The sequence below is a fragment of the Vibrio sp. 1874 genome, assembly GCF_033344395.1.
GTDB classification, from domain to species: Bacteria; Pseudomonadota; Gammaproteobacteria; order Enterobacterales; family Vibrionaceae; genus Vibrio; species Vibrio alginolyticus.
Genome location: NZ_JAWPOR010000002.1, coordinates 680865 through 705619 on the forward strand (window position 1 = coordinate 680865; position 24755 = coordinate 705619).

26 protein-coding genes and 2 pseudogenes are annotated in these 24755 nt (G+C 41.9%); 18 read left to right on the forward strand and 10 right to left on the reverse strand.

All coding sequences use genetic code 11. The annotated features are described in order from the left end of the window. Nucleotides 1-228 precede the first annotated feature (228 nt). The 5 genes and pseudogenes from R8N46_RS06910 (at nucleotide 229) to def (ending at nucleotide 4498) form a co-directional block, all read left to right on the forward strand. Nucleotides 229-771, forward strand: a complete 543-nt coding sequence (locus R8N46_RS06910; RefSeq protein WP_181881315.1) for an AAA family ATPase — start codon at nucleotides 229-231, stop codon at nucleotides 769-771. 107 nt (nucleotides 772-878) lie between these two features. Beyond that, nucleotides 879-1886 (forward strand): annotated as a pseudogene (locus tag R8N46_RS06915) (AGE family epimerase/isomerase); the annotation flags it as partial. Nucleotides 1887-2239: 353 nt separating this feature from the next. After that, a complete protein-coding gene (locus tag R8N46_RS06920; RefSeq protein WP_064354738.1) occupies nucleotides 2240-2779 on the forward strand; it encodes a tetratricopeptide repeat protein in 540 nt (179 codons plus the stop codon). A 513-nt stretch (nucleotides 2780-3292) separates the two neighbouring features. Beyond that, nucleotides 3293-3757: an ABZJ_00895 family protein gene (locus R8N46_RS06925; RefSeq protein ID WP_017635325.1), complete on the forward strand. Its 465-nt coding sequence runs from the start codon at nucleotides 3293-3295 to the stop codon at nucleotides 3755-3757. A gap of 234 nt (nucleotides 3758-3991) precedes the next feature. Next, the gene (gene def / locus R8N46_RS06930) at nucleotides 3992-4498 is read left to right on the forward strand and encodes a peptide deformylase (RefSeq protein WP_017635324.1); all 507 of its coding nucleotides are present in this window, start codon (nucleotides 3992-3994) and stop codon (nucleotides 4496-4498) included. Nucleotides 4499-4570: 72 nt separating this feature from the next. Here def and R8N46_RS06935 read toward each other — a convergent pair whose 3' ends face one another. Then, nucleotides 4571-4978 (reverse strand): helix-turn-helix domain-containing protein, encoded by a 408-nt coding sequence (locus tag R8N46_RS06935; RefSeq protein ID WP_169644070.1) that lies wholly within the window; start codon nucleotides 4976-4978, stop codon nucleotides 4571-4573. Nucleotides 4979-5062: 84 nt separating this feature from the next. On the opposite strand from R8N46_RS06935, the gene R8N46_RS06940 reads away from it, so the two are divergent. The 4 genes from R8N46_RS06940 to R8N46_RS06955 all read left to right on the forward strand — a co-directional run bounded on the left by R8N46_RS06940 (nucleotide 5063) and on the right by R8N46_RS06955 (nucleotide 8706). Continuing rightward, complete coding sequence (locus tag R8N46_RS06940) at nucleotides 5063-5566, forward strand: DUF2938 domain-containing protein (RefSeq protein WP_025767821.1); 504 nt, start codon at nucleotides 5063-5065, stop codon at nucleotides 5564-5566. Nucleotides 5567-5792: 226 nt separating this feature from the next. Further along, on the forward strand, nucleotides 5793-6821 hold the full coding sequence (locus R8N46_RS06945) for a phospholipase A (RefSeq protein ID WP_064354739.1): 1029 nt from the start codon (nucleotides 5793-5795) through the stop codon (nucleotides 6819-6821). A gap of 93 nt (nucleotides 6822-6914) precedes the next feature. Further along, nucleotides 6915-7373 carry a hypothetical protein gene (locus tag R8N46_RS06950; RefSeq protein WP_005388759.1) on the forward strand — a complete coding sequence of 153 codons (459 nt, stop codon included), beginning with the start codon at nucleotides 6915-6917 and terminating at the stop codon, nucleotides 7371-7373. A 328-nt stretch (nucleotides 7374-7701) separates the two neighbouring features. Continuing rightward, nucleotides 7702-8706, forward strand: a complete 1005-nt coding sequence (locus R8N46_RS06955; protein WP_064354740.1) for a metal-dependent hydrolase — start codon at nucleotides 7702-7704, stop codon at nucleotides 8704-8706. A gap of 40 nt (nucleotides 8707-8746) precedes the next feature. Here the strand turns inward: R8N46_RS06955 and R8N46_RS06960 are convergent, their stop codons facing one another. The 4 genes from R8N46_RS06960 to R8N46_RS06975 all read right to left on the reverse strand — a co-directional run bounded on the left by R8N46_RS06960 (nucleotide 8747) and on the right by R8N46_RS06975 (nucleotide 12904). Continuing rightward, nucleotides 8747-9139, reverse strand: a complete 393-nt coding sequence (locus tag R8N46_RS06960; RefSeq protein WP_318098268.1) for a hypothetical protein — start codon at nucleotides 9137-9139, stop codon at nucleotides 8747-8749. A gap of 492 nt (nucleotides 9140-9631) precedes the next feature. Further along, the gene (locus R8N46_RS06965) at nucleotides 9632-11392 is read right to left on the reverse strand and encodes an ABC transporter ATP-binding protein/permease (protein WP_115386621.1); all 1761 of its coding nucleotides are present in this window, start codon (nucleotides 11390-11392) and stop codon (nucleotides 9632-9634) included. 117 nt (nucleotides 11393-11509) lie between these two features. Then, complete coding sequence (locus tag R8N46_RS06970; protein WP_104976122.1) at nucleotides 11510-12037, reverse strand: DUF6795 domain-containing protein; 528 nt, start codon at nucleotides 12035-12037, stop codon at nucleotides 11510-11512. A 252-nt stretch (nucleotides 12038-12289) separates the two neighbouring features. Further along, nucleotides 12290-12904, reverse strand: coding sequence for a PolC-type DNA polymerase III (locus tag R8N46_RS06975; RefSeq protein ID WP_169644072.1), 615 nt, complete (start codon nucleotides 12902-12904; stop codon nucleotides 12290-12292). A 356-nt stretch (nucleotides 12905-13260) separates the two neighbouring features. Between R8N46_RS06975 and R8N46_RS06980 the strand changes: the two genes are divergently transcribed. The 5 genes from R8N46_RS06980 (at nucleotide 13261) to R8N46_RS07000 (ending at nucleotide 16912) form a co-directional block, all read left to right on the forward strand. Beyond that, the gene (locus tag R8N46_RS06980) at nucleotides 13261-14121 is read left to right on the forward strand and encodes an immunity 49 family protein (RefSeq protein WP_104976121.1); all 861 of its coding nucleotides are present in this window, start codon (nucleotides 13261-13263) and stop codon (nucleotides 14119-14121) included. Nucleotides 14122-14258: 137 nt separating this feature from the next. Next, a complete protein-coding gene (locus tag R8N46_RS06985; protein ID WP_115386622.1) occupies nucleotides 14259-15335 on the forward strand; it encodes a threonine aldolase family protein in 1077 nt (358 codons plus the stop codon). A gap of 82 nt (nucleotides 15336-15417) precedes the next feature. Continuing rightward, a complete protein-coding gene (locus R8N46_RS06990; RefSeq protein WP_115386623.1) occupies nucleotides 15418-15678 on the forward strand; it encodes a DUF5062 family protein in 261 nt (86 codons plus the stop codon). A gap of 223 nt (nucleotides 15679-15901) precedes the next feature. Next, nucleotides 15902-16396, forward strand: a complete 495-nt coding sequence (locus R8N46_RS06995) for a YcxB family protein (protein ID WP_005376446.1) — start codon at nucleotides 15902-15904, stop codon at nucleotides 16394-16396. 345 nt (nucleotides 16397-16741) lie between these two features. After that, a complete protein-coding gene (locus R8N46_RS07000) occupies nucleotides 16742-16912 on the forward strand; it encodes a hypothetical protein (protein ID WP_171345594.1) in 171 nt (56 codons plus the stop codon). A gap of 310 nt (nucleotides 16913-17222) precedes the next feature. Here R8N46_RS07000 and R8N46_RS07005 read toward each other — a convergent pair whose 3' ends face one another. Beyond that, entirely contained in the window at nucleotides 17223-18419 is a 1197-nt protein-coding gene (locus tag R8N46_RS07005) for a lipase family protein (protein WP_115386625.1), read from the reverse strand. Further along, nucleotides 18419-18988, reverse strand: coding sequence for a DUF6795 domain-containing protein (locus R8N46_RS07010; protein ID WP_115386626.1), 570 nt, complete (start codon nucleotides 18986-18988; stop codon nucleotides 18419-18421). Before R8N46_RS07010 ends, R8N46_RS07005 begins: the two co-directional genes overlap by 1 nt. Before the next feature lie 378 nt (nucleotides 18989-19366). Between R8N46_RS07010 and R8N46_RS25745 the strand changes: the two genes are divergently transcribed. Then, nucleotides 19367-19549 (forward strand): transposase, encoded by a 183-nt coding sequence (locus tag R8N46_RS25745; protein ID WP_374188915.1) that lies wholly within the window; start codon nucleotides 19367-19369, stop codon nucleotides 19547-19549. A 203-nt stretch (nucleotides 19550-19752) separates the two neighbouring features. Further along, nucleotides 19753-19905: pseudogene (locus tag R8N46_RS07015) on the forward strand (YcxB family protein); the annotation flags it as partial. A gap of 119 nt (nucleotides 19906-20024) precedes the next feature. Here the strand turns inward: R8N46_RS07015 and R8N46_RS07020 are convergent. The 3 genes from R8N46_RS07020 to R8N46_RS07030 form a co-directional block, all read right to left on the reverse strand. Beyond that, nucleotides 20025-20765: a helix-turn-helix domain-containing protein gene (locus R8N46_RS07020; protein WP_169644074.1), complete on the reverse strand. Its 741-nt coding sequence runs from the start codon at nucleotides 20763-20765 to the stop codon at nucleotides 20025-20027. 104 nt (nucleotides 20766-20869) lie between these two features. Further along, nucleotides 20870-21331 (reverse strand): carboxymuconolactone decarboxylase family protein, encoded by a 462-nt coding sequence (locus tag R8N46_RS07025; RefSeq protein ID WP_005376442.1) that lies wholly within the window; start codon nucleotides 21329-21331, stop codon nucleotides 20870-20872. Between the two features lie 273 nt (nucleotides 21332-21604). After that, nucleotides 21605-22438, reverse strand: coding sequence for a DMT family transporter (locus R8N46_RS07030; protein ID WP_318098263.1), 834 nt, complete (start codon nucleotides 22436-22438; stop codon nucleotides 21605-21607). Between the two features lie 108 nt (nucleotides 22439-22546). Between R8N46_RS07030 and R8N46_RS07035 the strand changes: the two genes are divergently transcribed. Next, a complete protein-coding gene (locus R8N46_RS07035) occupies nucleotides 22547-23437 on the forward strand; it encodes a LysR family transcriptional regulator (RefSeq protein WP_250154718.1) in 891 nt (296 codons plus the stop codon). A gap of 266 nt (nucleotides 23438-23703) precedes the next feature. After that, complete coding sequence (locus tag R8N46_RS07040) at nucleotides 23704-24531, forward strand: MBL fold metallo-hydrolase (RefSeq protein ID WP_171345658.1); 828 nt, start codon at nucleotides 23704-23706, stop codon at nucleotides 24529-24531. Nucleotides 24532-24755: the final 224 nt, after the last annotated feature.

Here is a 24755-nt window from a genome sequence, read left to right on the forward strand (position 1 = left end):
GTACGTTTGGTTCGCTCAAAATTCCTCCGTTTTCCATAACCGATGAACACGTCGTTTCGGTTCTTACTTTGTATATCTCTTCACTGCCCAGTTCTATTCCCCCAAATTTCCCACTACCGATCTCGCTTAACGCTGGCGTGCCAAATGCCAATTTCAAACGCCAGATGATGCCCATTTTCTTGGCTGTATACGCATTACTTCACTCAAACAAAAAATAAGGAAACAATTTTGAATAAACTCATCGTATTCACTGGTGGTCCCGGTGCAGGGAAAACTTCGGTAATCGAACAGCTAAAAACACAAGGCTTTATCTGCGCGCCAGAAACCGGTCGTCACGTGATACAAACGCAGGTTGCCAATCACGGTTCAGCATTACCTTGGAATGACAAACAAGCTTTTCGAGACGAAATGATGAAGGCAGAAGTGAGCAATTACCGAGCTTTCAATGTCCACCAAGGGAATGTGTTTTTTGATCGCAGTATTGCGGACGTATATGGCTACAGTAAGTTGGAACAACTGCCAATCTCGCATGAGCTCATCACGCATTGCCAGACGCTTCGTTATCATTCTCAAGTGTTCATTTTTCCACCTTGGGCATCGATATTCAGCAACGACGAAGAGCGAAAGCAAGATTTTTCTGAAGCGGTGGCTACGTATCAACAGATGGTCAACGCTTATCACAAATTTGGTTATCAATTGATCGAAGTGCCCAAAATGTCAGTCGAAGACAGAGTAGCGTTTATTCGCGGCTCAGTCATCGAACGAGGCTGAAAGATGATTGACGCAAACAAATGCGTAAGGCGATTGTGAGCACGACAACAATATGCGTAAAGGGAGTTATTTATACTGGATAAAATTCAATAACTTAATTGAGCATTATGTCTTTTAAATATCTTACCTTATTGCTCGCAACGATGAGTATGAACAGCTTTGCTGATGTAGGCCTGCCTTCGGGGGATGATTGGTTAAACCATGTGACGAATGGCCTAGCCCCATATTGGATGATGGAAAGCGCGCATGGGCAACCTGCGGGGAATTTTCCGACTTTTCGTTGTGATAACGGTGTCATTCTCGACCCACAAAAGCCGTGTGAAGAATTAAACAAAGGGTGGATTAGCCCGCACTTCGATCGCGAGTACACCCGCATGAAATCGCGCCAAACTTACGCTTATGGCGTACTTTTTCATCTTACGGGTGACAAGCAAGCATTAGAGCTGGCAAAGAAAGGGGCTTATTACCTGATTGATCATCAACAAGATGAGAAAAACGGCGGGTTTGTGAGCTTTACGCGTAGTGGGAAACCGGGGATGGAGTGGCAACAACGAACTTCTCAAGACCAAGCTTACGCCTTAGTGGGTTTGGCGATGTACTACTACTTGACTCAAGATCCAAAGGTCGAACAAGCGCTTATCGACCAGCAAGCGTTTATATTTAAACAATACCGACGAAGCGATGATCGCGGTCTGGCTTGGGTTTTGAAAGACGGTGATGGGGAAAGTGCGAAGCAGCAAGAGCTAGTCGCTCAACTTGACCAAATTAATGGCTACCTGTTGTTAACGGCGCCATTTTTACCAGAACCAGCGCAAGCCAAGTGGAAACAAGATCTGGAGTGGCTGACGCAAGTGATGCTGGATAACTACCACTCCGACAAAGAGCAGCGCTTTTATGGCGCGATACACCACAAAGCGGTAATGATGCCAGATGCGAAACACAATGATTTTGGACACACCATCAAAGCGTATTGGATGACGTATCTCACTGGTCAGTTGTTGGAGAATTCCAATTGGACAGAGTTTGGCTTCAAAGGAATGAAACACACACTTAAACAAGCGCAATACCAGCAAAACTTTGAGCAAGTCAAAGCGCGCTTCTCACCAGAAAGGCAGAGCTATGCTTCTCTTTGATATTATCCGACAAAACGTTAGAGTACTAGCTAATCGAGTACACAATGCAAATCTAGAATCATCTGGCTGCATTTTGATTGTTAATGTGAAGTATTTGAAAGTCGAAAGGGAATATGGGAAAGCTCCTCAAATATCTAGAGTTTCATTAGCAAGTATAATTTCTCAAGAAGACAAGTATAACTTTGATTCGAGTGCTTATGTTCGTGGTCAAATTGCCAATATGTGTGAAGCTAGTGCTAAAGCTCCGATCAATACAAAGTTTCAAATTGTAAGCGGTCAGTATGACGATTCATACTCGACAGCAGTCTTGTTTATCAAATGTACATGGGAATAACATGAGAATTGTTAACGTTTTATTCGTAGTGCTCCTTGTTACGGCATGTAACGATACTACGTCAAAGTTTGAGGCAACTAAAACGACAGAAAGCCTCCTAACTAAGAACCGAGAAGCTCCAGAGCAGTTGTACAGCGAAGCAAATAAATTTTATGAACAAGGTGATGTGCAAGGAGCAAAGTCTTTATTGATCAAAGCTATCGAAGTGGATGATGTTCATAGTAAAGAGCTTTTAGGGGTAATCCTTCTGAAAGAGCCAAAAGTCATGGATGTTAAGCGGGGCTTTTCTTTAATCTCAGAGGCTGCTGATGATGGGTTGGCTAGTGCACAATTTTATTTAGGATCATGTTTGTATGATGATGGCTGTGGTTTACCTGAAAATAAGGTGCTTTCAGCCTATTACTTGACGCAAGCGTTAAATAATGGTGAAGGTGGTGCACAAATGCTACTTGGATTTCTAGATGAAGAAATAGGTGACACTGCGATTGATCAAAAAACATATGCGGTAGAGCTGAATCGCTATATAGAACAACTCAATTAATATTGCGGCTTAATGTTTTATAGGGTTTTAATCGAACCTCAAACAGAGAGTGCTGGACTTCTACAAAGCAGTAGAAGCCACAGCGAATCTGCAACAATAATCGAGTGTGTAATAGAAAATAAAAAGCCGTCAGAACCAACTGGTTTTGACGGCTTTTTATTCTATGACAGGTAGAGGATTCAATTTTCAGCGCGATAGGTCCATGAAAACTTAAGTGAGATTCCAATCACGTCGCATAATCTCACTAGTGTCATTGGAAATAAATGAATTGTTTCTGATACATAGAACGTATTAACATGGTTGCACTAGGCCCATATGAGTAAACTTATTGAATATACAATTTGAGAGAGAGGGTTTAGTTTTAAAAAATAACAGTTAGTTGGAATCTAGGTTAAATGAAAATAAAACTATTTAAAAAGCTACAAGTTGTATTTCTTGTGGTGTTGTTTCTCTAGGTTGTCCAAGCGGAAGCATGATCTAAAACGCTTATTTTATTCAAATAAATGGAAAGAAATGAAAGTGGAATTAAAAAATAACTATTCAGAATCAGAAATAAACCAGCCACCATCGGTACTTCTTGTTACGTCTCTGTTGTGTCTGGCGTCCGTTTGTTGGGCTGCATTGCTGTTGGCCATTGAATATATTGTTGGGATAGAAATGAGTGGTACAGGCTTTCTTAGCACGTTAATCCCAGCCATGAGTGTTGGTTATTACTTCGGCTACAAGACTGGAGATGTAATGCCATCAAAAACAAGATGGTATGCTGTTTTACTGTGGACTTTAGCAAGTTTGGTAGTGTTCTCTCTTATCTTAATGTCGTTAGATATTTCTCCGTTTTATTTATTATCTGAGCTCGGTGGGGTAAGTATTTTTATTGCTATCATAATGCTAATAACGATTGGCATCGCCTACTTAATTTTAAAAAGTGGTGAGAAAATGGCGATTAGAGTATTACTCAAAGCCAAGGAAAGTCAGTAGATAAAATACAACAAACGATTCAATTAGGATCATGACAAGACGCCAGCCATAATGTGCTGGCGTTTTAGTTTCCTGTTTGTAGGATTTTTTGTCTAAAAGGCAACCCCATTTATTGTGTTGTCGTTTGAGTTAATGGTTTATGCCTTGTACGCAAGATAGCTTAGCAGGTTTATGTATCGAGAAACGTGTGTATAATTCGCCACGAATTACGATTTATAGATATGAAAGGTAAGTATGGCAGTCCTCGAAATTCTCTCCATTCCAGACCCAAGGCTTAAAGTAAAAGCAGAAAAAGTCACTGATGTATCGACAGTACAAACGCTGATAGACGATATGCTAGAAACACTTTACGCAACGGGCAATGGTATCGGTTTAGCTTCAACCCAAGTAGGCAGAAAAGAGGCGGTTGTTGTCATCGATATCTCTGACGAACGCAATGATCCTTTAATCTTGGTTAACCCAGAAGTGGTGAGCGGAGAAAACAAAGCACTTGGTCAAGAGGGATGCCTCTCTGTTCCTGAGTACTACGCAGATGTAGAGCGTTACACGTCAGTTGTTGTTTCTGCACTAGACCGTGATGGCAACCCGATTACAATCGAGAGCGATGAGTTCTTGGCGATTGTGATGCAGCACGAAATTGATCACCTATCTGGTAACTTGTTCATTGATTACCTTTCACCGTTAAAGCAAAAAATGGCGATGAAAAAAGTGAAGAAGTACGTAAAAGCGAAAGCTAAGTAATATGAAAGGAAGTAACTCACAACCGCGAGTTACTTCCTTTTAAATCAAGAATAGGAAGGTAGTGAGAGCGGTTTATCTCTGTTTTTGGGGGACATAACGCTTTACGACCTTCATAAGCTTCTGAAATGAAGAACAGTCCATATGTGACTCATGAGGGCAGGTGGCAACATGGTTTAGGCTGTCTCGCACCGCTTTCAAACGTTTTATTTGCTCATCAATCTCAAGTGCCTTTTTCGTTAGTAAGTCACGATCGATATATGGCTTTGAAACTTCTGATTGATTCAACATTTCTGCCATTTCGTTAAGCGATATTCCAGCGATACGCCCCAAACTAATTAAATTGAGTGTATTGAGTACCTCTGATGAATATTGGCGTCTCAATCCATTCCTTCCTATCGAGCGAATTAACCCCAGCTGTTCGTAATACCTGAGCGTTGAAGTCGGCAATCCTGATTTTCTAACCACTTCTGCAATATCCATATTATTCCCCATTGACTTCAAGTTGGCTTTAAGTTGTAGCATGCAACTAAGACCTTAACAAATCAAAAACTTGAGGAGAGAAAAATGCTGCTTTTAATGGGATTGCAAGCTGTGCTAATAGGGATTGGTGCCACTTTGATAATGGATTTATGGGCATGGTTACAAAGGAGAGTGTTTGGTATTCCTTCATTAAACTATGCGTTGGTTGCGCGCTGGGTTTTGTACATGCCCCAAGGAAAGTTTATGCATGCGCCAATTATGGCGTCAGAGGCGATGCCGGGAGAAAAGTCACTTGGCTGGTTTTTGCATTATGCCATCGGCGTTACTTTCGCTTTGGCTCACGTTACTGTTTTTGGTCATCATTGGTTGGTAGAGCCCAGTCTAATGCCCAGCTTAATTACAGGCGTGGTAACGTTGATCTTCCCATTTTTGGTCATTCAACCTTGTCTAGGATTTGGTTTTGCTGCGAGTAAAACCCCAACACCTTGGAAAGCCCGTTTTCTTAGCACATTGGCGCATTTGGGTTATGGTTTGGGTTTATTCATAGCCGGGTTTGCAATCAAAGTTACGAGCCAGTATTTTGCATAGAGAACATGAGCATCATGCAAACGAGTGGTTTTTATCTATGATGCTCAACTCTTGGTTGTTTTTTGCGCTTTGATCATAGTTGACCGATATGTCTAAAGTCTGTTGCATTTATCCAAGACGTAAAGTCGGCGGACATTTAACATTGCCTTAACGTCAGAATGGCAAGCGGTTTACCAAGAAAAACTAAAATTATCTGGTTTGACATAAAGAATATTAAGGGTTTCAGATGGCTTCAAAAGTGGCAGGGATATCAATACTGAGTTTATTGGCAGCGCCAGTTGCGATGGGAGAAACAGCCAGTGCTTATGATTTATGTTTGCTAGACAAAATAAAGCAAAGCAAAGGTGAGGAAACCATAAAGAGCATTCGCGTGCAGTGTGAGCTTGACACAGTAACCAGCACAGTGCCCGCAGATCCAGAAATTGAAGAGCCTGAAGAACTTCAGGAAAGCTTGGTCGACAAGCGTTTGGAATCAGAACGAGAAAACGCGTTCGAACCGTTTAGCCTAGTCGCGCATCGCGTTAACTATATTCTTCCGTTTACGTACAGTGATCGAGTAAATAAACGCGCGTATGCCGACACCAAATACGGCGATGAACTGCGTAAGGAAGAGGCGGAGTTCCAAATCAGTTTTAAAGTACCAATGAACTATGATGACTTGTTGTTTGATGGCGATGGTCTGTTTTTTGGAATGACTCTTAAATCATTTTGGCAGGTATACACGGGTGCAGCATCTCGTCCATTCCGTGAAACCAATTATCGTCCAGAGCTTTTTTACTACACCCCAACTGACTGGATACCACTTGATGGTTCGACTTGGTTAGGTTTTGGTATTGAACATGAGTCTAACGGTCAGAGACAGGAGCTATCGCGCAGTTGGAACCGTGTCTATGCCAACGTAACCTTTGCAAAAGACAATTTTGCGGTTTCTATCCAGCCTTGGTGGCGTATACCTGAAGATGAAAAGACATCGCCTAATGATCCCAAAGGTGATGATAACCCGGATATCGAAGACTATATGGGACACTTTGAGCTATCGAGTGCTTACAAGTGGAATGGTTACGAGTTTACCTTTTTAGGTCGCCAGAACTTTCAAACACATAAGGGTTTTGCAGAACTGGGTGTGTCATTTCCGATTTGGGGCAAAGTTCAGGGGTACGCACAATACTCAGCGGGTTATGGTAAGAGCTTGATCGACTATGATCATAATCAGCAGCGGATTGGTGTTGGTATTGCAATCAACGGTGTTTTGTAGTTTTTCGTAGATGGATAGAAATTAACACTGGCAATTGAAATTTCAATATTTAGAATGCGAGGCTGAAATTGATTTCTAACCTAGAGTGATTTTATGCTTCGTGATTACACCTTCGATTGTCTTGTAACTATGCCTCGCCATGAGCTGGAAGAGTTTAGTGCTCGTATGATCAGTAAAATGGTGCCAGAAGACGTGATGAATGAGCTGTTCACTTTTGATCAAGAAGAAGTGGATAGTGAAGACCGCATGTTGTCTGCACGTCTTGATGCAATGCTACGCATGACAGCAATCGCACTGAGTGAAATTCAACAAGCGTTTGATGACTCAGACAACGCAAAGCAAAATAGCGAGCGAATGACGCGATTGGTGCTTTGGCATTTCTACGCGATCTCATTCCGTTTGGAAGAGGCCATCACGCTAGAAACACACTGTGCTCTAGTGGAAAAACTAATCGAAAATGCACCTTCGGATGTTTTTGCGTGGGTAAAAACATTGACGGAGCTGCTGCACACTTACGCTGAAATCAACGCGAAAGAGAATCCTCAAGACTAAACACCTGTCGTTTATCGTTCAGTAAATTAGAAACAAGGCGAGCCATTTGGTTCGCCTTGTTTTTTCGCGTCAGATAAACCTTCGGGTTTGAAATACCAAACAAGCCTAGACTCAGATTTGTTCGTTCACTAGCGAACGGCGTGATTCCTTCTTACACTGAATCAAGGTGTTTGTTGCTAAACAAGCAAATGCATGACTAAGTCGTGTATTGTTTTCCACTTAAATGCGGATAATTTATGTCGAAGAACCTTCTGGTTTTTAAATTGGAACCGACTATTGAGCGTTCACGCTTTCCAGCTGAGCTTCATCTATCTAAAGGAAGTGAACGATGGATCCGTTAACGCAAGGTTTATTGGGTGCAGCTTTGCCACTGGCCGTGAGCAACAAGCGAAACCTTGCAGTTGTTGGCGTGTTGGGCGTGGTCTCTGGGATGGCTCCGGATTTAGATGTGCTCATCCGTTCTTCAACTGATCCTTTGCTGTATTTGGAATACCATCGCCAATTTACTCACTCGCTCTTGTTTATCCCGTTTGGTAGTTTCATTTGTGCTTTGGTGTTGTATCCATTGTTCGCAAAAAAGCGAGGACTAAGCTTCCGGCAGAGTTGGTTTTACTGCGCGCTTGGTTATAGTACCCATGCGTTATTAGACGCATGCACCAGTTATGGAACACAGCTTCTATGGCCGATAAGCAACACGCGTTATGCTTGGAACACTATTTCGGTAATCGACCCCGCGTTCACACTCCCTATTTTAATATTGCTTTTGTTTGTTGCACTGAAGCGAAGCCCAAACTATGCCCGCATTGCATTTTTATGGTGCCTGGCTTACCTAAGTCTTGGAATGATCCAGCGAGATAGAGCAGAAGTAGCTGGTTGGGAAATCGTCAAAGAGCGACAACACAACGCTGTACAATTAAAAGCCAAACCAAGTTTCAGCAATCTTTTGGTTTGGAAACTAATTTATGAAACGGAAGAGAGCTACTATGTAGATGCCGTAAGGGTGGGGCGTTCAATAAAAATTTACCCTGGCGAATCAACTCCAAAGTTAAATATAAAAGAGCAATTTCCGTGGCTAAACCCGCAATCGCAACAAGCAAGAGACATCGAACGTTTCCGTTGGTTTTCAAACGGTTTTGTAGCGACGGATCCGAATAATGAAATGCGAATTGTTGATATGCGTTATTCCATCGTACCAAACCAAATTAATGCGTTATGGGGCATCAATCTATCCCCAAAAGCCAGCGCAGACGCGCACGTTGAATACACTGCTCATCGAGGAAGTACTGCAGAAGATCGCCAAGTTTTCTTCAACATGCTTACGGATTTTGAGTGATGGCTTTACTTTGGATACCGATGCGGTGTCGTAGTAACCATTACGTAGACTGAAAGTCCTTTACTAGGGTCGGCTTGCTAGCGAAGAAAATCTTGCCAAACAGGGACTTGTACTTCCAGCCAAGAGACAAAAGCCGTTTAGCTAAGTTCTTGTTTTCAATGATTGCAACCTCAACACCTTGGTAGTGGTAAGGATTGCTTTTGATATAGTCGATAAATGCAGTAAGCACGCCTTGCCCGCGAACGGAGGGTGCAAAGTTGACTGCTACAATAGAAAAGCGTTGGCTACCTGCTGGGCAACGGACTAAACAGTGCCCAGGAGGATGAGTAATAGTCTCAGAAAATTCAGGAAAAGGGCGAGACTCAAGCTCTTGAGAAAGCGCATCGTATCGCTGACATAGATAAGAAAATAGTTGTTTCGCTTCGCTGTTCATATCGGTGCCGCTTTTGTGTTGCTTGGTTTGAAGGCATTGATGTCTCAAACATTGTAACCATAGATAGCAACACAAAACGCGGTAAACTTTTTCAGTAATGATTTCCTATTTTTGAAACCTGAATTGTTACAAATGAAGTTGATTGGGTTTTATATGGTAGTTGTGAACGAGTATTTCTAGTTGAAGGGAGAATACGCTGGTTACTGGATTCTTACTGGAATTCCTTTGTTAAAAGGCGAGCTGCTTGGTTTAATGCCGCTCGTTTAACTGCGAGTGGCATCTGTTGTATTTCGTCACCTTGTACAGCGACGATGGGACATGATGTGGGATCTTCTATCCTAGCTCTTCATGGTCTAAATTATCTCATTAACCACTCAGAGCTAGATTCTTAGTCTCGCCAAGGCTCGCTGGACTGACACAAAAACATCGTTAAACTCCTGTTATTAAATTATTTGGTCCGCCTTTGCTTACTTTTGAACGCTTAACTAGGCGTTACTCCAAGTGCTTAAATTGCAATGCCACAAGTCGCTGATACAACTCACAGCTTTGCATTAATGATTGGTGGTTACCGACATCGACTAACTCGCCATTGTCGAGCACCGCAATTTTATCCGCATGTTGGATAGTCGAAAGACGATGAGCAATAATCAGCGTTGTGCGTCCTTTCATTAGAGCTTCAAGTGCTTGTTGAACGTGATGTTCACTTTCACTATCAAGGGCGCTGGTAGCTTCGTCTAGCAGTAAGATTTTTGGATCTTTTAGAATCGCGCGAGCAATCGCAATACGCTGCTTTTGTCCGCCCGATAGCCTAACGCCGCGCTCCCCTAAAAAGCTGTGATAGCCCTCGGGAAGCTTCTCAATAAACTCATGGGCATGGGCTTTTTTCGCGGCTTCGATAACTTGTTCATCCGTGGCTTCTGGATTGCCGTAACGAATATTGTGAAACACATCATGGCTAAACAGCGCTGGTTGTTGAGGTACGAGTGCCATTTGGCGTCGAAGCTCGTTTGGATCGAACTGTCGAATGTCTTCGCCACCAAACAACACTTGCCCCTGTTGTGGGTCATAAAAGCGTTGCAGCAGTTCGAATAGCGTTGTTTTACCTGCACCAGAAGGGCCGACCAACGCCAACACTTTTCCTTGTTCAGCAGTTAGATTTAACTCTTTGATAGCTGGTTGATTTGGGCGAGAAGGGTAGTTGAAACTCACCGAATTAAAGTTAACCTCAGCAGGCATGTCGGCACGGACAGGCAAATGGTTGCTTGGCGCTTTAATATCACTGGCTACTTGAAGGATCTCAATCAGCCGTTCGGTAGCACCTGCGGCTCTTTGCAATTCACCCATGACTTCGGAAATGGTTGCAGTCGATGAGGCAACCATAATGGCATAAAACACAAATGCGGCTAGGTCACCCGCAGACATTTTTCCGTGAATCACATCGCTGCCGCCTACCCAAAGCATGCCTGCAATCGCGCTGAACACAATCACAATAACGCCTGATATCAGGATCGCTCGCTGCTTTACTCTCTGTCTACCTATTTCATAAGCTTTTTCCACCTCGACAGCGAAAGCCGCTCGTTCATGCGACTCTGAGCTAAAACTTTGCACGGTTTTAATATGTTCTATCGCTTCTCCAGCGTAGCTTCCGACATCGGCCATTGAATCCTGACTTTTGCGAGAGAGCGCACGCACGCGTCGTCCATAAAACAAAATTGGTACCAAAACCAAAGGCACAGAAGCAAGCACAATCAGCGTGAGCTTAACGTTGGTAGCGAATAACATAATGATGGCACCAAAACACATCAAAGCGCTACGCATCGCCATCGAGAACGATGAACCAATAATGCTTTGCAGCAATGTGGTATCGGTAGTCAGGCGCGACATTATGTCGCCACTACTGTTAGTCTCAAAATAGCTCGGATGCAGCGTAATCACATGGTTAAACACTGCAAGGCGAATATCCGCACTAACGCGCTCACCTACGGCAGAGACAAGGTAAAAGCGAAAGAAAGTCCCAATGGCAATACACAATGTGACACCGACAATAAACTGAATCGCATTGGTGAGCTCTTGCAATGATTGCTGAGCAAAGCCTTGGTCGATAAGAATGCGCACTCCATAGCCAACGGATAACGTCAAACTTGCTGTCGCGACAAGGGCAACCAAGGCTGCCGCAACCCGCCATTTATAAGGTGCAATAAAGGTGCTGAGTTTAAGAAGAATGCTGAGGTTTTTGTTATTTTTTCTGCTCATGAGTGACTCACAAAGCGTTTTAGGTACCTGGCATAGTAAGCCAGTTTGGTTGGTGAGACCAGCGATCTACCGCGTTCGGATTAGGAAGTTGAGGAGTTTGATAGAGTAAACATTACTCTATCTGTTTACTTTTAAGTAATCACTTAAGTCACATTGACTACTTACGGAATCCCCATAGGATTGAAATTCAAACTTTCTGATGGGGTTGGTGGCTTCGCAGTTTAAATTAGACATATTTACTCTTTCCTTCATACCGATGACATGATGCCTGAAAATTCCTTTCCAAATAACAACCTTTTGATTGGCAACGGTTGTGGTCACTTCTACACTGCATATTGTTTGAAATAGGCCATCGAAAATACTTAGAACTTTGTTCCTTTTTCTGAAAACAGGATCAAACTTGAATTCCCCATTTGTATTCGTGGTGAAGCTACGTTCGAAAGAACGATTTGCTGACCGAATGTTAAGTACTACATTTGCATTCTTTATGGGAGTATCGTTCTTCGTAATACGTCCTTTTATGCTTGGTGTAAACTCTTGAGCTTCCTTACCAAAAAATAAAAAGCCAACAGCAAAAACAGAAATCAGTACGAGTATGAGTAAAGCTGCAAACTGTTCTAAGAACAGAAAAACATTGTTGATCATCGCTTACAAATCAGTAGTCAGTGAATACACCTCGAATTGTTGCGTATTGTCTCGAATGACTATAGCGAGTATCTAAATCGGTGAGACATAATTCACGATTTTTTTAGAAGTTTTGGAGGATAGAGTGACCCAGGCGATCTTTGTTTTGAAAAAGAAGCACTGCGATAGTGACAGATATAGCCAATATCGCATGTATATCGAAAATCACTTAAACGTCTAAGAGACTAGAATCAGCTTTCAGTTCGGAGGGGGTTACGCACGGCTTTTGGCGAGTAGCAGGTCGACTTTTCCTTTGGCTGTTTTACTGACCGTTTGCATCAACTGAAAACTTGGTTTTTCGACGCCTGAGTTTTCTATCCCTTCGACCATTAAGAGCCAAAGCTTGGCTGTCATTTGCGCATCGGCTAGTGCACGGTGGAAAACACCGTCGTTGTCGATATTTTTATAGCGAACAAGTTCACCTAGCTTATGTGATGGGGCTTCTTGAATGAGCCGTCTTGCTACCAGTAAGGAGCAAGCAAACTCACCCGAATAACCACAGTTGATTCGTTCAAGCTCTGCATCTAAAAATCGTTTATCGAAGGACGCGTTGTGAGCGACAAGGTTCTCGCCAGCAATGAACTCACTAAATGACGCCATTACCTCTTCGCAGCTTGGTGCCGATCGCAACATATTGTTGGTAATGCCGGTGTAGTTCTCAATGAAAGAACTCACTCTGAAACCGGGATTCATGAGTTGCTGAAAGCTATCGACAACCTCGCCATTGACTAACTTTACTGCACCAATTTCTATTGCGCGATCACCTAAAGTAGGAGAGAGACCTGTGGTTTCAAAGTCGAGTACGACCACAGAGTTTGCTTGAGGCATAAAATTTTCCAGCTGAGTAATATTGCACAAGAGTATTATTGAAAGCGACAGAAAAAGAAAGGCGAACACAATGGTGAATATCTGTCTATCTTTACTCCACAAAGTCAGTGTTCGTCGTCCACTGTTTATGGACAGGCACGTTCTGGCTTACCCATCGCGGCTTGTGCGGTAGCCTTATATTTCAAATGTTTTTCGGCTTTTCGATTCATTTCAATTAAGCATTAACTTTCGATATAAAATACTGATTATAAATTGATTTTATAAATCCACTTCGGCATCATTCACGGCTTGATTTTAAAGATGAATGTCATCACGGCAAAAAATTAGAACAACTTATAATGCGAGGCTAGGGAACGATGGAACAAATGAAAAATCACTATTTAGAGATACCTGAAGAAAGAAAATTGCGTATTTTTCGTGAAGAAGACGAACGTTTCTACAGCTTTTGGGAAAAAATGCTTGATGAAAAGCAGTCCTTTTATCAACAACCTCTCAAAAGAATGAAAGGCGACGCTTGGTATTCGCTTGATGCATTCTTCACTGCTTCAAAATACGGACAACATCAGGCCTCACCAGCTTATATAAAAAGAGCGCTTGAGTTACTGAATAACGTGTACTTGCTGGCCAATCATTCAGACAAAGTGGTTGAATTCTCCGTTGGGCAACGACATTTTTCGGAAGTAGGTAACCGTTCTATTGCAGGGGGAACGATGGATGCTTGGTTGGATGAAATCTGTTTAGCGATGGCCGCGAGAGATTGGCGCTGCGTAGAGCTGATGACCATCATGGATGAGTCGTTAGTGCGTTTAAAAGATCCATTCGATGTTGCGCTAGTCGAGTTCGTTAACGGTGTATTTAGCAATTCATCAGCGTTACCAGAGTTATTGCAAACTGTGATGGAGAAATCCTCCCCGCAATACTTAGAATCAACCAGAGTGCCATATGTACACTCTTTGTTTATTCCATTTGTGAATGTGTTTGTTGCCATTATCGATGGCGATGAGGCACATTATCAAGAGGCACTGAGGGATGCGTTAGAGGCGCATTACCAGTTCTACATGAATGAAGATGTTCGCTATTCGCCAAAAGGAAATGTTTCTCTGAAACTGACTGGTCTTGCTGCATTAGCATACGATAAGTATGGCTGGACGATTCCAGAAGCCGCATATTTACCGAAATGGCTTGTTTACGGTGAGCATGATCTTCGTTCTGCGTAAATCACTCTTAAGTTAAATCTATGTCCAATCGGAGGTTCAGCATGGAAGCATAAGCAGAAAATGCATCGCGAAAATGCAGTTTACGCCTCCGTTTTAACAAGTTACATTGTTGAAACTTTGATTCAAAGGACAGAACAATGAGTGCCCACCTAAAACAGCTTTGTCATACCCATCTCTCCGGTAATAAAGAAGATTCTCCAGCCGAACACTTTGCGAAAATGGCGAAGTGGTGCGAAGAAAACAACGTTAATCACGATGTCTACGGTGAGGGAGAAACGATTCAAGCGTTCGAGCAAAAGGTTGCCGATCTGCTGGGTTACGAGGCAGGGCTTTTTGTTGTAACAGGAACGATGACGCAACCAACGGTGCTTGAAATTGTCACAAGACAAAAGCGTAATCCTATTGTCGCCATGCACGCATCTAGCCATATTCCGGTGCATGAAAAACAAGGTTATCAGCTTCAACATCGCTTTAGTATTTTGCCAGTAGGGAACCCTTATCAAACATGGAAGCTTGAGGATCTCACTGCGTGGCCGGATGAAATCGCAGCCGTTCTTTATGAACTCCCAATGCGAGAAATTGGCGGTCAGCTACCTTCATGGCAAGAACTAGAAGAAATTAAAACGTACTGCGCCGAAAATGACATTCATCTCCACATGGATGGCGCAAGACTATGGGAAACCGCAGCTTACTATCAGAAAAAATACCGCGAGATCGCCGCTAGTTTTGATACGACCTATGTTTCACTTTACAAAGGCATCAACGGCATGGGCGGCTCTATGCTGCTTGGCTCAAAGGCGTTCATTGAACTGGCCTCAATGTGGATGAAGCGCCAAGGTGGCAACCTGTATCACAGAACACCTTATGTGGTGTCTGCGGCGATGCAGTTTGATGAAAGGTTGGCACAAATGCCAGCTCTGTTTGAGCGAACAAAGCAGATCTACAAGATCATTAAAGAGTTCCCAACTTTGGCGGTAAGACCAACCCAGCCTCAAGCAAACATGTTGCACCTTATCCTGCCATTTAGCTGCGAAGAGTTGAAAGAACTCCAATACACGTTTGCCACGGAAAAGGGCATTTGGTTTGGTAACCCGCAAGTCACGGCACATCCAAATCAATCGATTATTGAATGGTATGTTGGTGACTACCTGCTCAATCTTGGTGATGACGAATTAAGGTCGTTTTTCAATCAGTTACTCGGTAATAAGGCATAAACTTATCAATATGCGAGCTTTCTAACACGCCATACGTGGCACTTCATGTATTCTTAATTGAAGCGAAGAAGAGGATTTATCAATGTCAAAAAGCTCCAAACTTCACAATGAAGACAAACTGGTTAAGAAGGCACTAGAGATTGGTGGGAAGATGGCGAAGCTACAAGGCTTTGACCTTCCTCAGTCACCACAACCTCTAAGAGTAAAAGCGATTTACCTATTCTTGGTTGATGCCAAACAGATCACCCCATTACCGGAAAGCAAGCTAGACGGCGCAAGCATCAAACACCGACTGGCAGTCTGGATACACAGTGTATTGCCAGACAACGACCCTCTAAAGTAGAAAACCTCATAAGTCATATAGGTCATTAATTAACTAGGCGAGCCAAATGGTTCGCCTTGTTTGATCTTGGCGAGTGCACCGAGGTCTTTTGGCGTGGCGGTATCATTGATTTACAAAACAAAATCAAAAGGACTAAAGATAAATCTCGAGAAGCGCTACAATGCAGGTGTTGCGAGAGTGCAACCAAGATTACTCATTTACAGAAGCCTTGAAGTAACCATACATGTCTAAAGATTTCGAATTCACTACAGAATACATACTCGACAAACCTTTCTTTGCTGAGTGTTATGATCAAACTAGCCAGCCAACGAAGTTCCCACAAGCGTACCTAAAAGGGATGCTGTTTCTTATCTTTGGTGTGGTTTTATTGGAGTTTGAACTGCTACCTAACGGTTATGTCGGTTGGTTCTTTATCGTATTGAGTGTGATTGAAGCGTGCAGCGTTTACTTCAAAAGAACTTGGTGGCTGTGGCGTCAAACCATCAGCTCAAGTCGCGGCAGTAAAGTGGTGTTTGAAGTGAATGCAGATGGCGTACGCTACAAAAGCGGTAAAGTTGACCGCAGCCTCGCTTGGAATGATATCGACCAACTCGAACAAACTGATTTGGGCTTTATCCTTCACCTTGGTAAACAACGCCAATACATCAGCAAATCTTGCTTAAACGAAGAAGTGATCGCGTTTATGGTAGAGCGGCACGCGGCATCAAAAGCGAGCTAACAAAAAAAGCGAGTCCGTGGGTTTGCTTTTTTGATCTTAGGGTTTGATGCTTATGGGGTAGCTCTGATTCAGACTCAAAATCTGAACCACTACACTCGGTGTTTCTGGTTGCGTCTTTCCAGTATATGGACTCCTTAAGTGTGCTGCGGAGTTAGTGTGTAAACTGAACCAAAAAAGTGGCAATGAGATAGTTTATTGTGAGCCTAAAGTGATGACGCCAACTTCTAGAGCATTTTTGCTCGATTACTATGTTCGGCAAAGGTTTTACATTCGTTAGTTTGTTGGATTTTCCCTAATAAAGTTCATGTGGCCAGTGTTGGACTTATGCGTCTAAAGGTAACTTCTATGCGGAAGAAACTTATTCGATTTGAGGGGGCTATCCATGGAATTGCGATTCGAGCCCCATGGGAGGCGTTCGAAGTTTTAGGGAAAGTAGCCTATGAGAATGGAGTGTGCAGCGAGAATCGAACCTACATCATCATCAGCTTGGAAGGGGGCGCAGTTCGGGTTTTGTAAGAGCTATTTCCCATTAAATCTATTTAATCTCAATTGTTTAAGTTACTTTTCCAACAGATATCCAAAAACAGTTGAAATTGTAAACCTACATTTTGGCTCCTAATCACGAATTTGAAAATAGTGAAAAATTCATTATTTTCAAATTCGTTTTGATAAATCGCGACCCGATTTGGTTAGAAAGTTTCATCTAAAAAGTGCTTAATAAGAATCCCATTTAGCGGCGTTATGTCAATGTCACCAGTTAACTTATGAGGTGATGAGTTCACCTCTAACTAAGCAATCACGTTACTATGCCATTGCAATGGTTAGGTTAACTTAGCAACGATATCGCTTGTTTAGATACTCTGACTAGTCGTCCAATGGTTCTTTCGAAAACCCATCTAATGAATCGGGCGGATAGATCCTCAATGATGGTCCCATAGTGGCCGGCAAAAACAAGCATATGGCCTAATAAGCCTTTTAGTTGCTCTTTATTGCGCTTAGATGATTTAGCAACGGCTTCTAGCTTTCTTGAAAGCCAATCATAAAAGGTCAAGCCAGCAATCACGCCTGCTTGAATCGTTACCGTTGACAAAAGAGCCACATCTTTCAAATAGGTGATAAGTGCGCCCTGTATTCTATCGGCCCAATACTCCGAAAAAGAAGCTTGATTTCGTTGCTCATACTTTAGACGGATAGGGGTAAATAAGTGGTCATTCGATTTCCTCTTCAACGCTCCCCAAGAATCCGAGGAAGCAGTGTTTAAGTAACCCGGATTTTTGTTTCTTGCCATCAAATGGGCTGATATGCTTAACCCAGTGCCAGAGTCCAAGCGGTACTCGCCTGTTGAGATTGGAGCATGAATAAATGGCCAAAGCGGTATTTTTGGTACAGGATCAGCACCATGCGTACATCGATAAACACCATCGTTTAGCTTTTCCGATGAGCGTGCGTATGCTTCCAGACCAACTCTAGGAGCGCCAAAGGTGTATAAGGTGGTTCTGACCTTCATCTCATTACGCACCCAATCAGCGCAAAGTGATGCGAGTGCTCCACCTAAGCTGTGCCCAACGCAATGTATACGTTTTGGTTTAGGATTCATCTGCATAATATACTGCTTCAACTTGGGGCTAAGACTTTGAAAACAATTGTTGAAACCAGCATGAGCGGGCGAACCGTTTGGTGATCCTTTCACCCCTATATTCGCATTTGTGATCCAGTCATTAGCATTTTGTGTTCCTCGAATTGAAATGACAATTTCATTCTCAAATGTAGAACCTTTACCAGTGCCAACCACTGCAAACGCCTCTGAAGTTCTCATCAAGCCAGGGATAACTTTACGCAATACCGGTACATTGGATAAACCCGCTACACCGCCTGTAAAACCATCAAATACATCATCTTCAGAAAAAGAAAAGTGATTTGAAAAACTGTTTTTGCCCGGCATGATAAAACGGCCATTATTTTCATAGGCTTTGTAAGGAATATCCGCTATTTCTGAAGCCATTTTTGGTGTTAACTTTGCCATTACGTGTCCTTATTTAGTAATATTTTTTCAGAAAATCCTTTCAAATCACACCTACTAATAATTTCAAGATCGAGGCCATTCTCAACAAATTTATTTTTAAAAAAGTAACGATATTCGTCCGAATTAATCTCACAACTTAAATCAAGAAGATTATCTGAAATAAATTCATAGGGTTTCACGTCAGAAAAGCGAGCCTCTAGTAAGTAGTATTTTTTTCCATCTACAAAAATGTAAATACCAATGTAGCTAGAGGATTCATGAAGGGCAGGTTCTTTAAACGTCTGATAGTGGTATGTAGGTTCGAAATGAAAATAACCATTTTCTGACGTAATTGTCTCGGTGATATAACGGTTTTTAGAAAAAGCCGTGTGTAGATAAACTACCTCGCTAGTAAACGCTTTCCCGTCTAAGTATAAGCGACCAGTAATCTCTGAGCTAAGTATGTATTGAAACTTTTTTGATTTGAAGAAATTAAACATATCTGCGTTACAACCTGTTGAGAGCAATAATATTGTGGCACTCATAAGGGAAACCAGTATTTTAGTCATTTGTTTGCCAATATTGTACATAGGTCAACCCATATCCACGCGTGAGACGATACTATGTCCTAATGCTCTCAAGTGCTAGCCTAGAACCGCCCCAATTCTCAAAAATAAGTCATGTCAAAGCTTATATCTAGGCATACTTTAAAAAATAATGTAAATGACATGTCTATTACTTTCATGGGTTAAACATAAGTAGACTCCCTCTGGCAAAAAATACCGAGCTATTCGTTAAAGTACTTATCCACGTCCATTTCGTAAGCTTGCATACTCATTGTCTCGTTCTGAATTCTTATCATGAAGATCAGTTAACAATAGCCACCGCGAAAATGGTTTTTTTTTATAACCGATAAAACATGGCGCCATCTCAACTTTTTTCAGCACCATTGCTATATCACAGCGAAAATACCTCGAGTTCACTATAAAGCTCATCTATGTGCTTGGGCAGGTTGGAGTGGTGTCAAAGATGAGCTTCCGAAAGCGAATGTTACTCTCGACTGGTTCCATGTAGTGTATTTATTTACACGAGCTGTTGATGACGCTCGAAAAACAATGATATGCAAAAAGCTCTTCGTTGGGCGGTGTTAAAGGATGCTGAGAGTCCGATGACAGATAGGCAAGTACAAGCTCTAGTTGACTAGAGCAAGTAAGAAAAGTCCTAACAACCTTAGAAAAGCACCCAGAGAGAATACTTCAACGTTGGAGCTCGACCTATGCTAATACCGAGAATTTTGACTGACCGAGGCACTGAATACTGTGGCCGTGTTGAACAGCATGATTACCAACTCTACCTAGCTATCAATGATATCGACCAACTCGAACAAACTGATTTGGGCTTTATCCTTCACCTTGGTAAACAACGCCAATACATCAGCAAATCTTGCTTAAGCGAAGAAGTGATCGCGTTTATGGTAGAGCGGCACGCGGCATCAAAAGCGAGCTAACCAACTCACATCAAGCTGGAATGAGCGATCGAAAAAGTAGGTGATATATGATCGAACATTGTAACAAGTATATGGTCGATTCTGAATCAATGGGGTTTGATGTAGAAAGCTAATAAGGTTTAGAGGTTTCTCTTTCGGACATACTGCTTCGGTGTCATGCGCGCAATCTGCTTACACTCTCTAGTCATGTGTGCTTGATCGGAAAAACCTTGCTCCAGCGCCAACTCCGATAAAGTAAGATCGGGTTGCGCTCGGAGTTGCTCTAAAGTGTGCTTCACTCGTTTAATGCGTTGGTAATGTTTAGGAGTAATCCCCAACCATTTCTGAAAATTGCGCTCTCTCTGGCGCTGACTGATGGTCCCTGTAGGTTGGTCAATAATGTGGCCGACATACTGCGGTTCATATTCCTCAATCAGTGTTTGAACCCAGCGATATAACGTAGAAATCCTTGCATATGGCGAACGAGCTATTTGCAGAGACTCAAATGTTGCTAGTGCAGAAGAAGCCAAAGGGTGGTCGTCTTGAATCCGCAATAGCTGTTCTAGACGTTTACCAAATAGTTGATAACCAACAGCAGGATGAAAGCGTACGCCAGTCATCACCGCGCCTGGCGGTAGGCAGACCTGATGTGCCAGAATGCTTATAGGCAGTAGGACAACCCCCGGCGTCTGCCACTCACCATCCATTTGTACTTCATTCTGTAAAATGAATACCACACCTGTACCAGCATCACTGAGTAATTGTTTACGTACGGTTTGCGTCGTATCAGGTTTGACGGATGCTGACCAAATGGCTTGAACATAGCCAGCTAAAGCCTTTTGAGGTTTTAAAATATCAAATTCTAAGTTCAAATGAATCATCCTATTTAACCTCAACTTAAATGAGAAAGTGATACACATGTACTTTTCATCCTATTAAGTTGAGGTATAAGCAGTGGCTTACAAGTAAGAACCGTCAAATAGAATTATCGAGGTTTATAGACTCCAACCTTTGGCTTAAATGCCTTAACTATTCGGTTCCAACTATTGATCGCGTTGATCGCAATTGTTAGGTTGACCATAGCTTCTTCTCCAAAGGTATTCAAGGTCAGCTGATAGGTATCATCATCTACTGGTAGGCCAGCAGTTAGTAATTCAGCCCAGCCAAGCGCAACGTGTTCTGCATCGCTGTAGAATGGCATATCTTTCCATGCACTAAGCCCCCATATGCGTTCCGGCTTTTCACCTAACTTAAGCGCATCTTTACTATGCATGTCGATACAAAATGCACATTGATTGATTTGCGATATGCGTAACTTAACCAGTTCCCATATGATCATGTTCATAGTTTCTGATTGGCTAAATTGTTCATGGAAGTAAGCTTCCTGAGCGTATAGGATTTCTATTGCTTTTGGCGCTACTTCAATATAGTTGAGTCGTTTTTTCATGGTCATTCTCCTCTGTTTTTTACATAGTAAAAAACGCTCTTAGCAAAAGATTGAAGATTTTCGACATGCACTCAATAAAGTTAGATAAAAGAGTGAACGACGAAAGCGAAAAGTGTACCTATTGGAAACCAAGAAAACTTATGCCAATTAACAAAGTATTGCTCTAAATAATGCGACTTAAGGTTGGCGTCTATTTTTACTCCACCACCTTCCGTAAACGAGCAAAAGGTGCTGAGTTACCTATATACACACCAGCCGCAACGATAAATACGCCTAAAACATTTTCCCATTGGCCTGCTCACCAGAAATGAACGAAATCAGTAGAGTGAATACCGGCATAATATTAAATAATGGAGACATCTTATCTGGACCAAGAACGATAGCGCCTTTCATCCAAAAGTAATAAGCGATCAAAGTTCCAAACAGGCTCATGTAAGCTATTAATGCTAGGTCTTTAAATGTTATGGCATTTAAGCTACGGCTAAAGTCGCCGTGGTACATCGCTATAGCGACCATTTGAATGGCACCAATACTTAACACCCAACGTAACTGCTGAGTTACTGGGATATGAGATGTTAAACGCTTCGCTAGAATTGTGTATAAACACCCGCTAATTAAAGCAAATAACATGTATAGATCACCAATATTACTATTGCTGCTAATAGAATGAATATTTCCCCCTGTAATGACGATTACCACTCCACAAAAACTGATTAGTGCACCTAAAATAGTTTTAACCGAAATGGAAGTCTTGAGAATAAAGCCCGACAACAAGATAGTGACAAGTGGTAGGTTTGCCTGAACAACCGCTGCGTTAACTGGGGTAGTAAATCTCATTGCAGAGAAAATAGAGAAGTTTTGGATAGTTACACCCACGGTTGCTATAACAAACAACGACAACATACTTTTTCGTGTGAGTTTGGCTCCATATGGAGAGCGTTTAGTACCTCTTATCAGTAAGAGTATTAAAGCTGCAACGGAAAATCGTAACGTCGCTGAATCCAAAGGAGAGACATCGCTATTAATAGCCTTTATTACGTTAAAGTTACTAGACCAAAAAAAGATAGCGACAACAACACCGCACCAAATTGATAAATGCTTAGACATAGATCTTCCTGATAAAAATTAACTTGACGCGATAATGCTATATATTTCATATTTGATTTTTAATCGCCAAATTTAAGAGGGTTAATCCCAAATATGGAACGTCACTCTTTGGATGATCTTTTGTTATTCGTTTCTGTTGCTCGCTATCAAAGCCTAACACAAGCATCTGAGCGTCTTAATGTCCCGTTAGCCACGCTAAGCCGGAAGTTAAAAAGGCTGGAAACAAACTTAAATTGCAGACTATTTAACCGCAGTGCACACCACTTTGCGTTAACAACTGATGGCGAAAAATATTATCAACTCTGTGAGCCGCTACTTCTTAGCTTAAATAATGTGACATCGAGAATTGCGACTGAGCGTCAGTCTTTAAGCGGAACGATCAAAATATCAGCGCCAATTAACATGACACAGATGTGGTTAAAGCGGTGCGTTTATGAATTTGCAGAGCAACATCCGAAGGTATGTATCGATTTAGATGTACAGAATGAAAAAATCAATCTTGTATCTAACCGTGTCGATGTTAGTTTTCGTCTTGGTGATCTTATTGAACAAGACTGGATTGCTCAGAAATTATGGTCGATTCCATTTGCGCTTTGTGCATCACGAAGCTATTTAGAACAACACCAACCGATTACCCATCCAGAACAACTTGTTCATCATCGCCTAATTACGGTAAACAACGACAGCCAATGGAAATTAGTTAATCAAATCACCAATGAAACATTTGATCATCCGCTAAAGTTTCAATTCACTTCAAATGATGTACTGCTAGTTAGAGACGCCGTCATCCATGGTTTAGGAATTGCGTGGATTCCAACCTATTACTTTCATGAGCTAAATCATGATCAACATAACCTGCTGCCTTTGTTGCCAGAATGGCAATGCTCGGGTAAAGAAGTATTCATTATGTATCGAGACCGCGATAAAAGGCCTGCAAGAGTTGATGCATTTATTGAACATGTCTTAAATTGGAAAAATCGCATTCAAATGTTTGCTTGAAAGAGGTTTATCACATTGTGCTGTGCCGGTAACCTCAAGTGAAGCTTCATGACTCTGCTTCAATTGAGTTCATTTATTTAACCTCTAAAAGAATCATGAATACATAGGCAGTTAATGGGATTCGAGTTTACAAGTGATTCGGTCAGCTAAAACTCAAGCTAAGTAGAAAGTATTTGCAGTTGTATTTGCCTCTGAAAATCGTTTAGAGCTTTCTCATCCGCGAGGTTCTATAAGAAATTATTAAGGATATATTTGTGTGTGATTTCGTGAAAAAAATTATTGTAGGTTTACTTTTCAGTGCTTCGTCTTTTGCTTCCTTAAGTCAATATGTTCCAGCAATGAATGATAAGAACGGTTATGTAGAACCATTTCAAATGTTTGATAATGTCTATTATGTAGGAGACAAGTGGGTCTCATCATATGCCATTGCTACAGACGACGGACTCGTTATCATTGATACGCTTGACTTCCCTTACTCTGAGTGGATACCTATCAACCTAGAGAAGCTAGGGCTAAAAGATAAGCCAATAACGCACATATTGGTAACTCATGGGCATTCTGACCACGTTGGAGGCGCCCAGTTACTTCAAGAGAAGTATGGTTCCAAAGTCGTGATGACCAAAAGCGCTCATGAACTATCTATACAGCAATCAAACAAAAGCGAAGGTGAGAACAAGTTCCTTCCTCCAAATTTAGACATAGAGATAAAAAGCGATAGCTCTATGGCTATTGGTGAACATGAGTTTAAGTTCTATCTCACACCTGGCCACACGGAAGGTGATTATTCCTTAGACTTCACTGTTGAAGATAATGGCGAACAATATCGTGCTTTTATCGTTGGTGGGCATAGCGTAAGTAGCAATGATCCAGAAGTTATTGGCCAGTTCCTGACTAGCATGGAGAAAATTAGAAAAATTTCACTACAGGCACCTATTGTGAACGTTAACCTTTCGAACCATCCACATAAAAATTTCCTTTTTGAAAATAGGAAGAAGCTCGGCACAAGCGGTAACCCGTTTATCAGTGAGGCAAACTTCTTCATGTTCCTTAAGCAACAAGAAGATTTAGCTAAGGGAAAACTAGAAGAACTATAATACCGTGGTATACGAGCAGCCTTCTTTATTAGGTTAGAGATTTGCTCTTGAGTTATAGCTAAGGCTTTAATAAGTTGCTCAATCAAGATTCGACACTGGTGGCAGCTATATTGTTTGTCGGTTCTAGTGACAAAGGCGCCGTGCGTAAGCATTCGTATTGTGTGCCTTACACATTTGCAAGGCGTTATGTGCTTTCTAGAAAAGTCTCAAAATAGAGTACAATT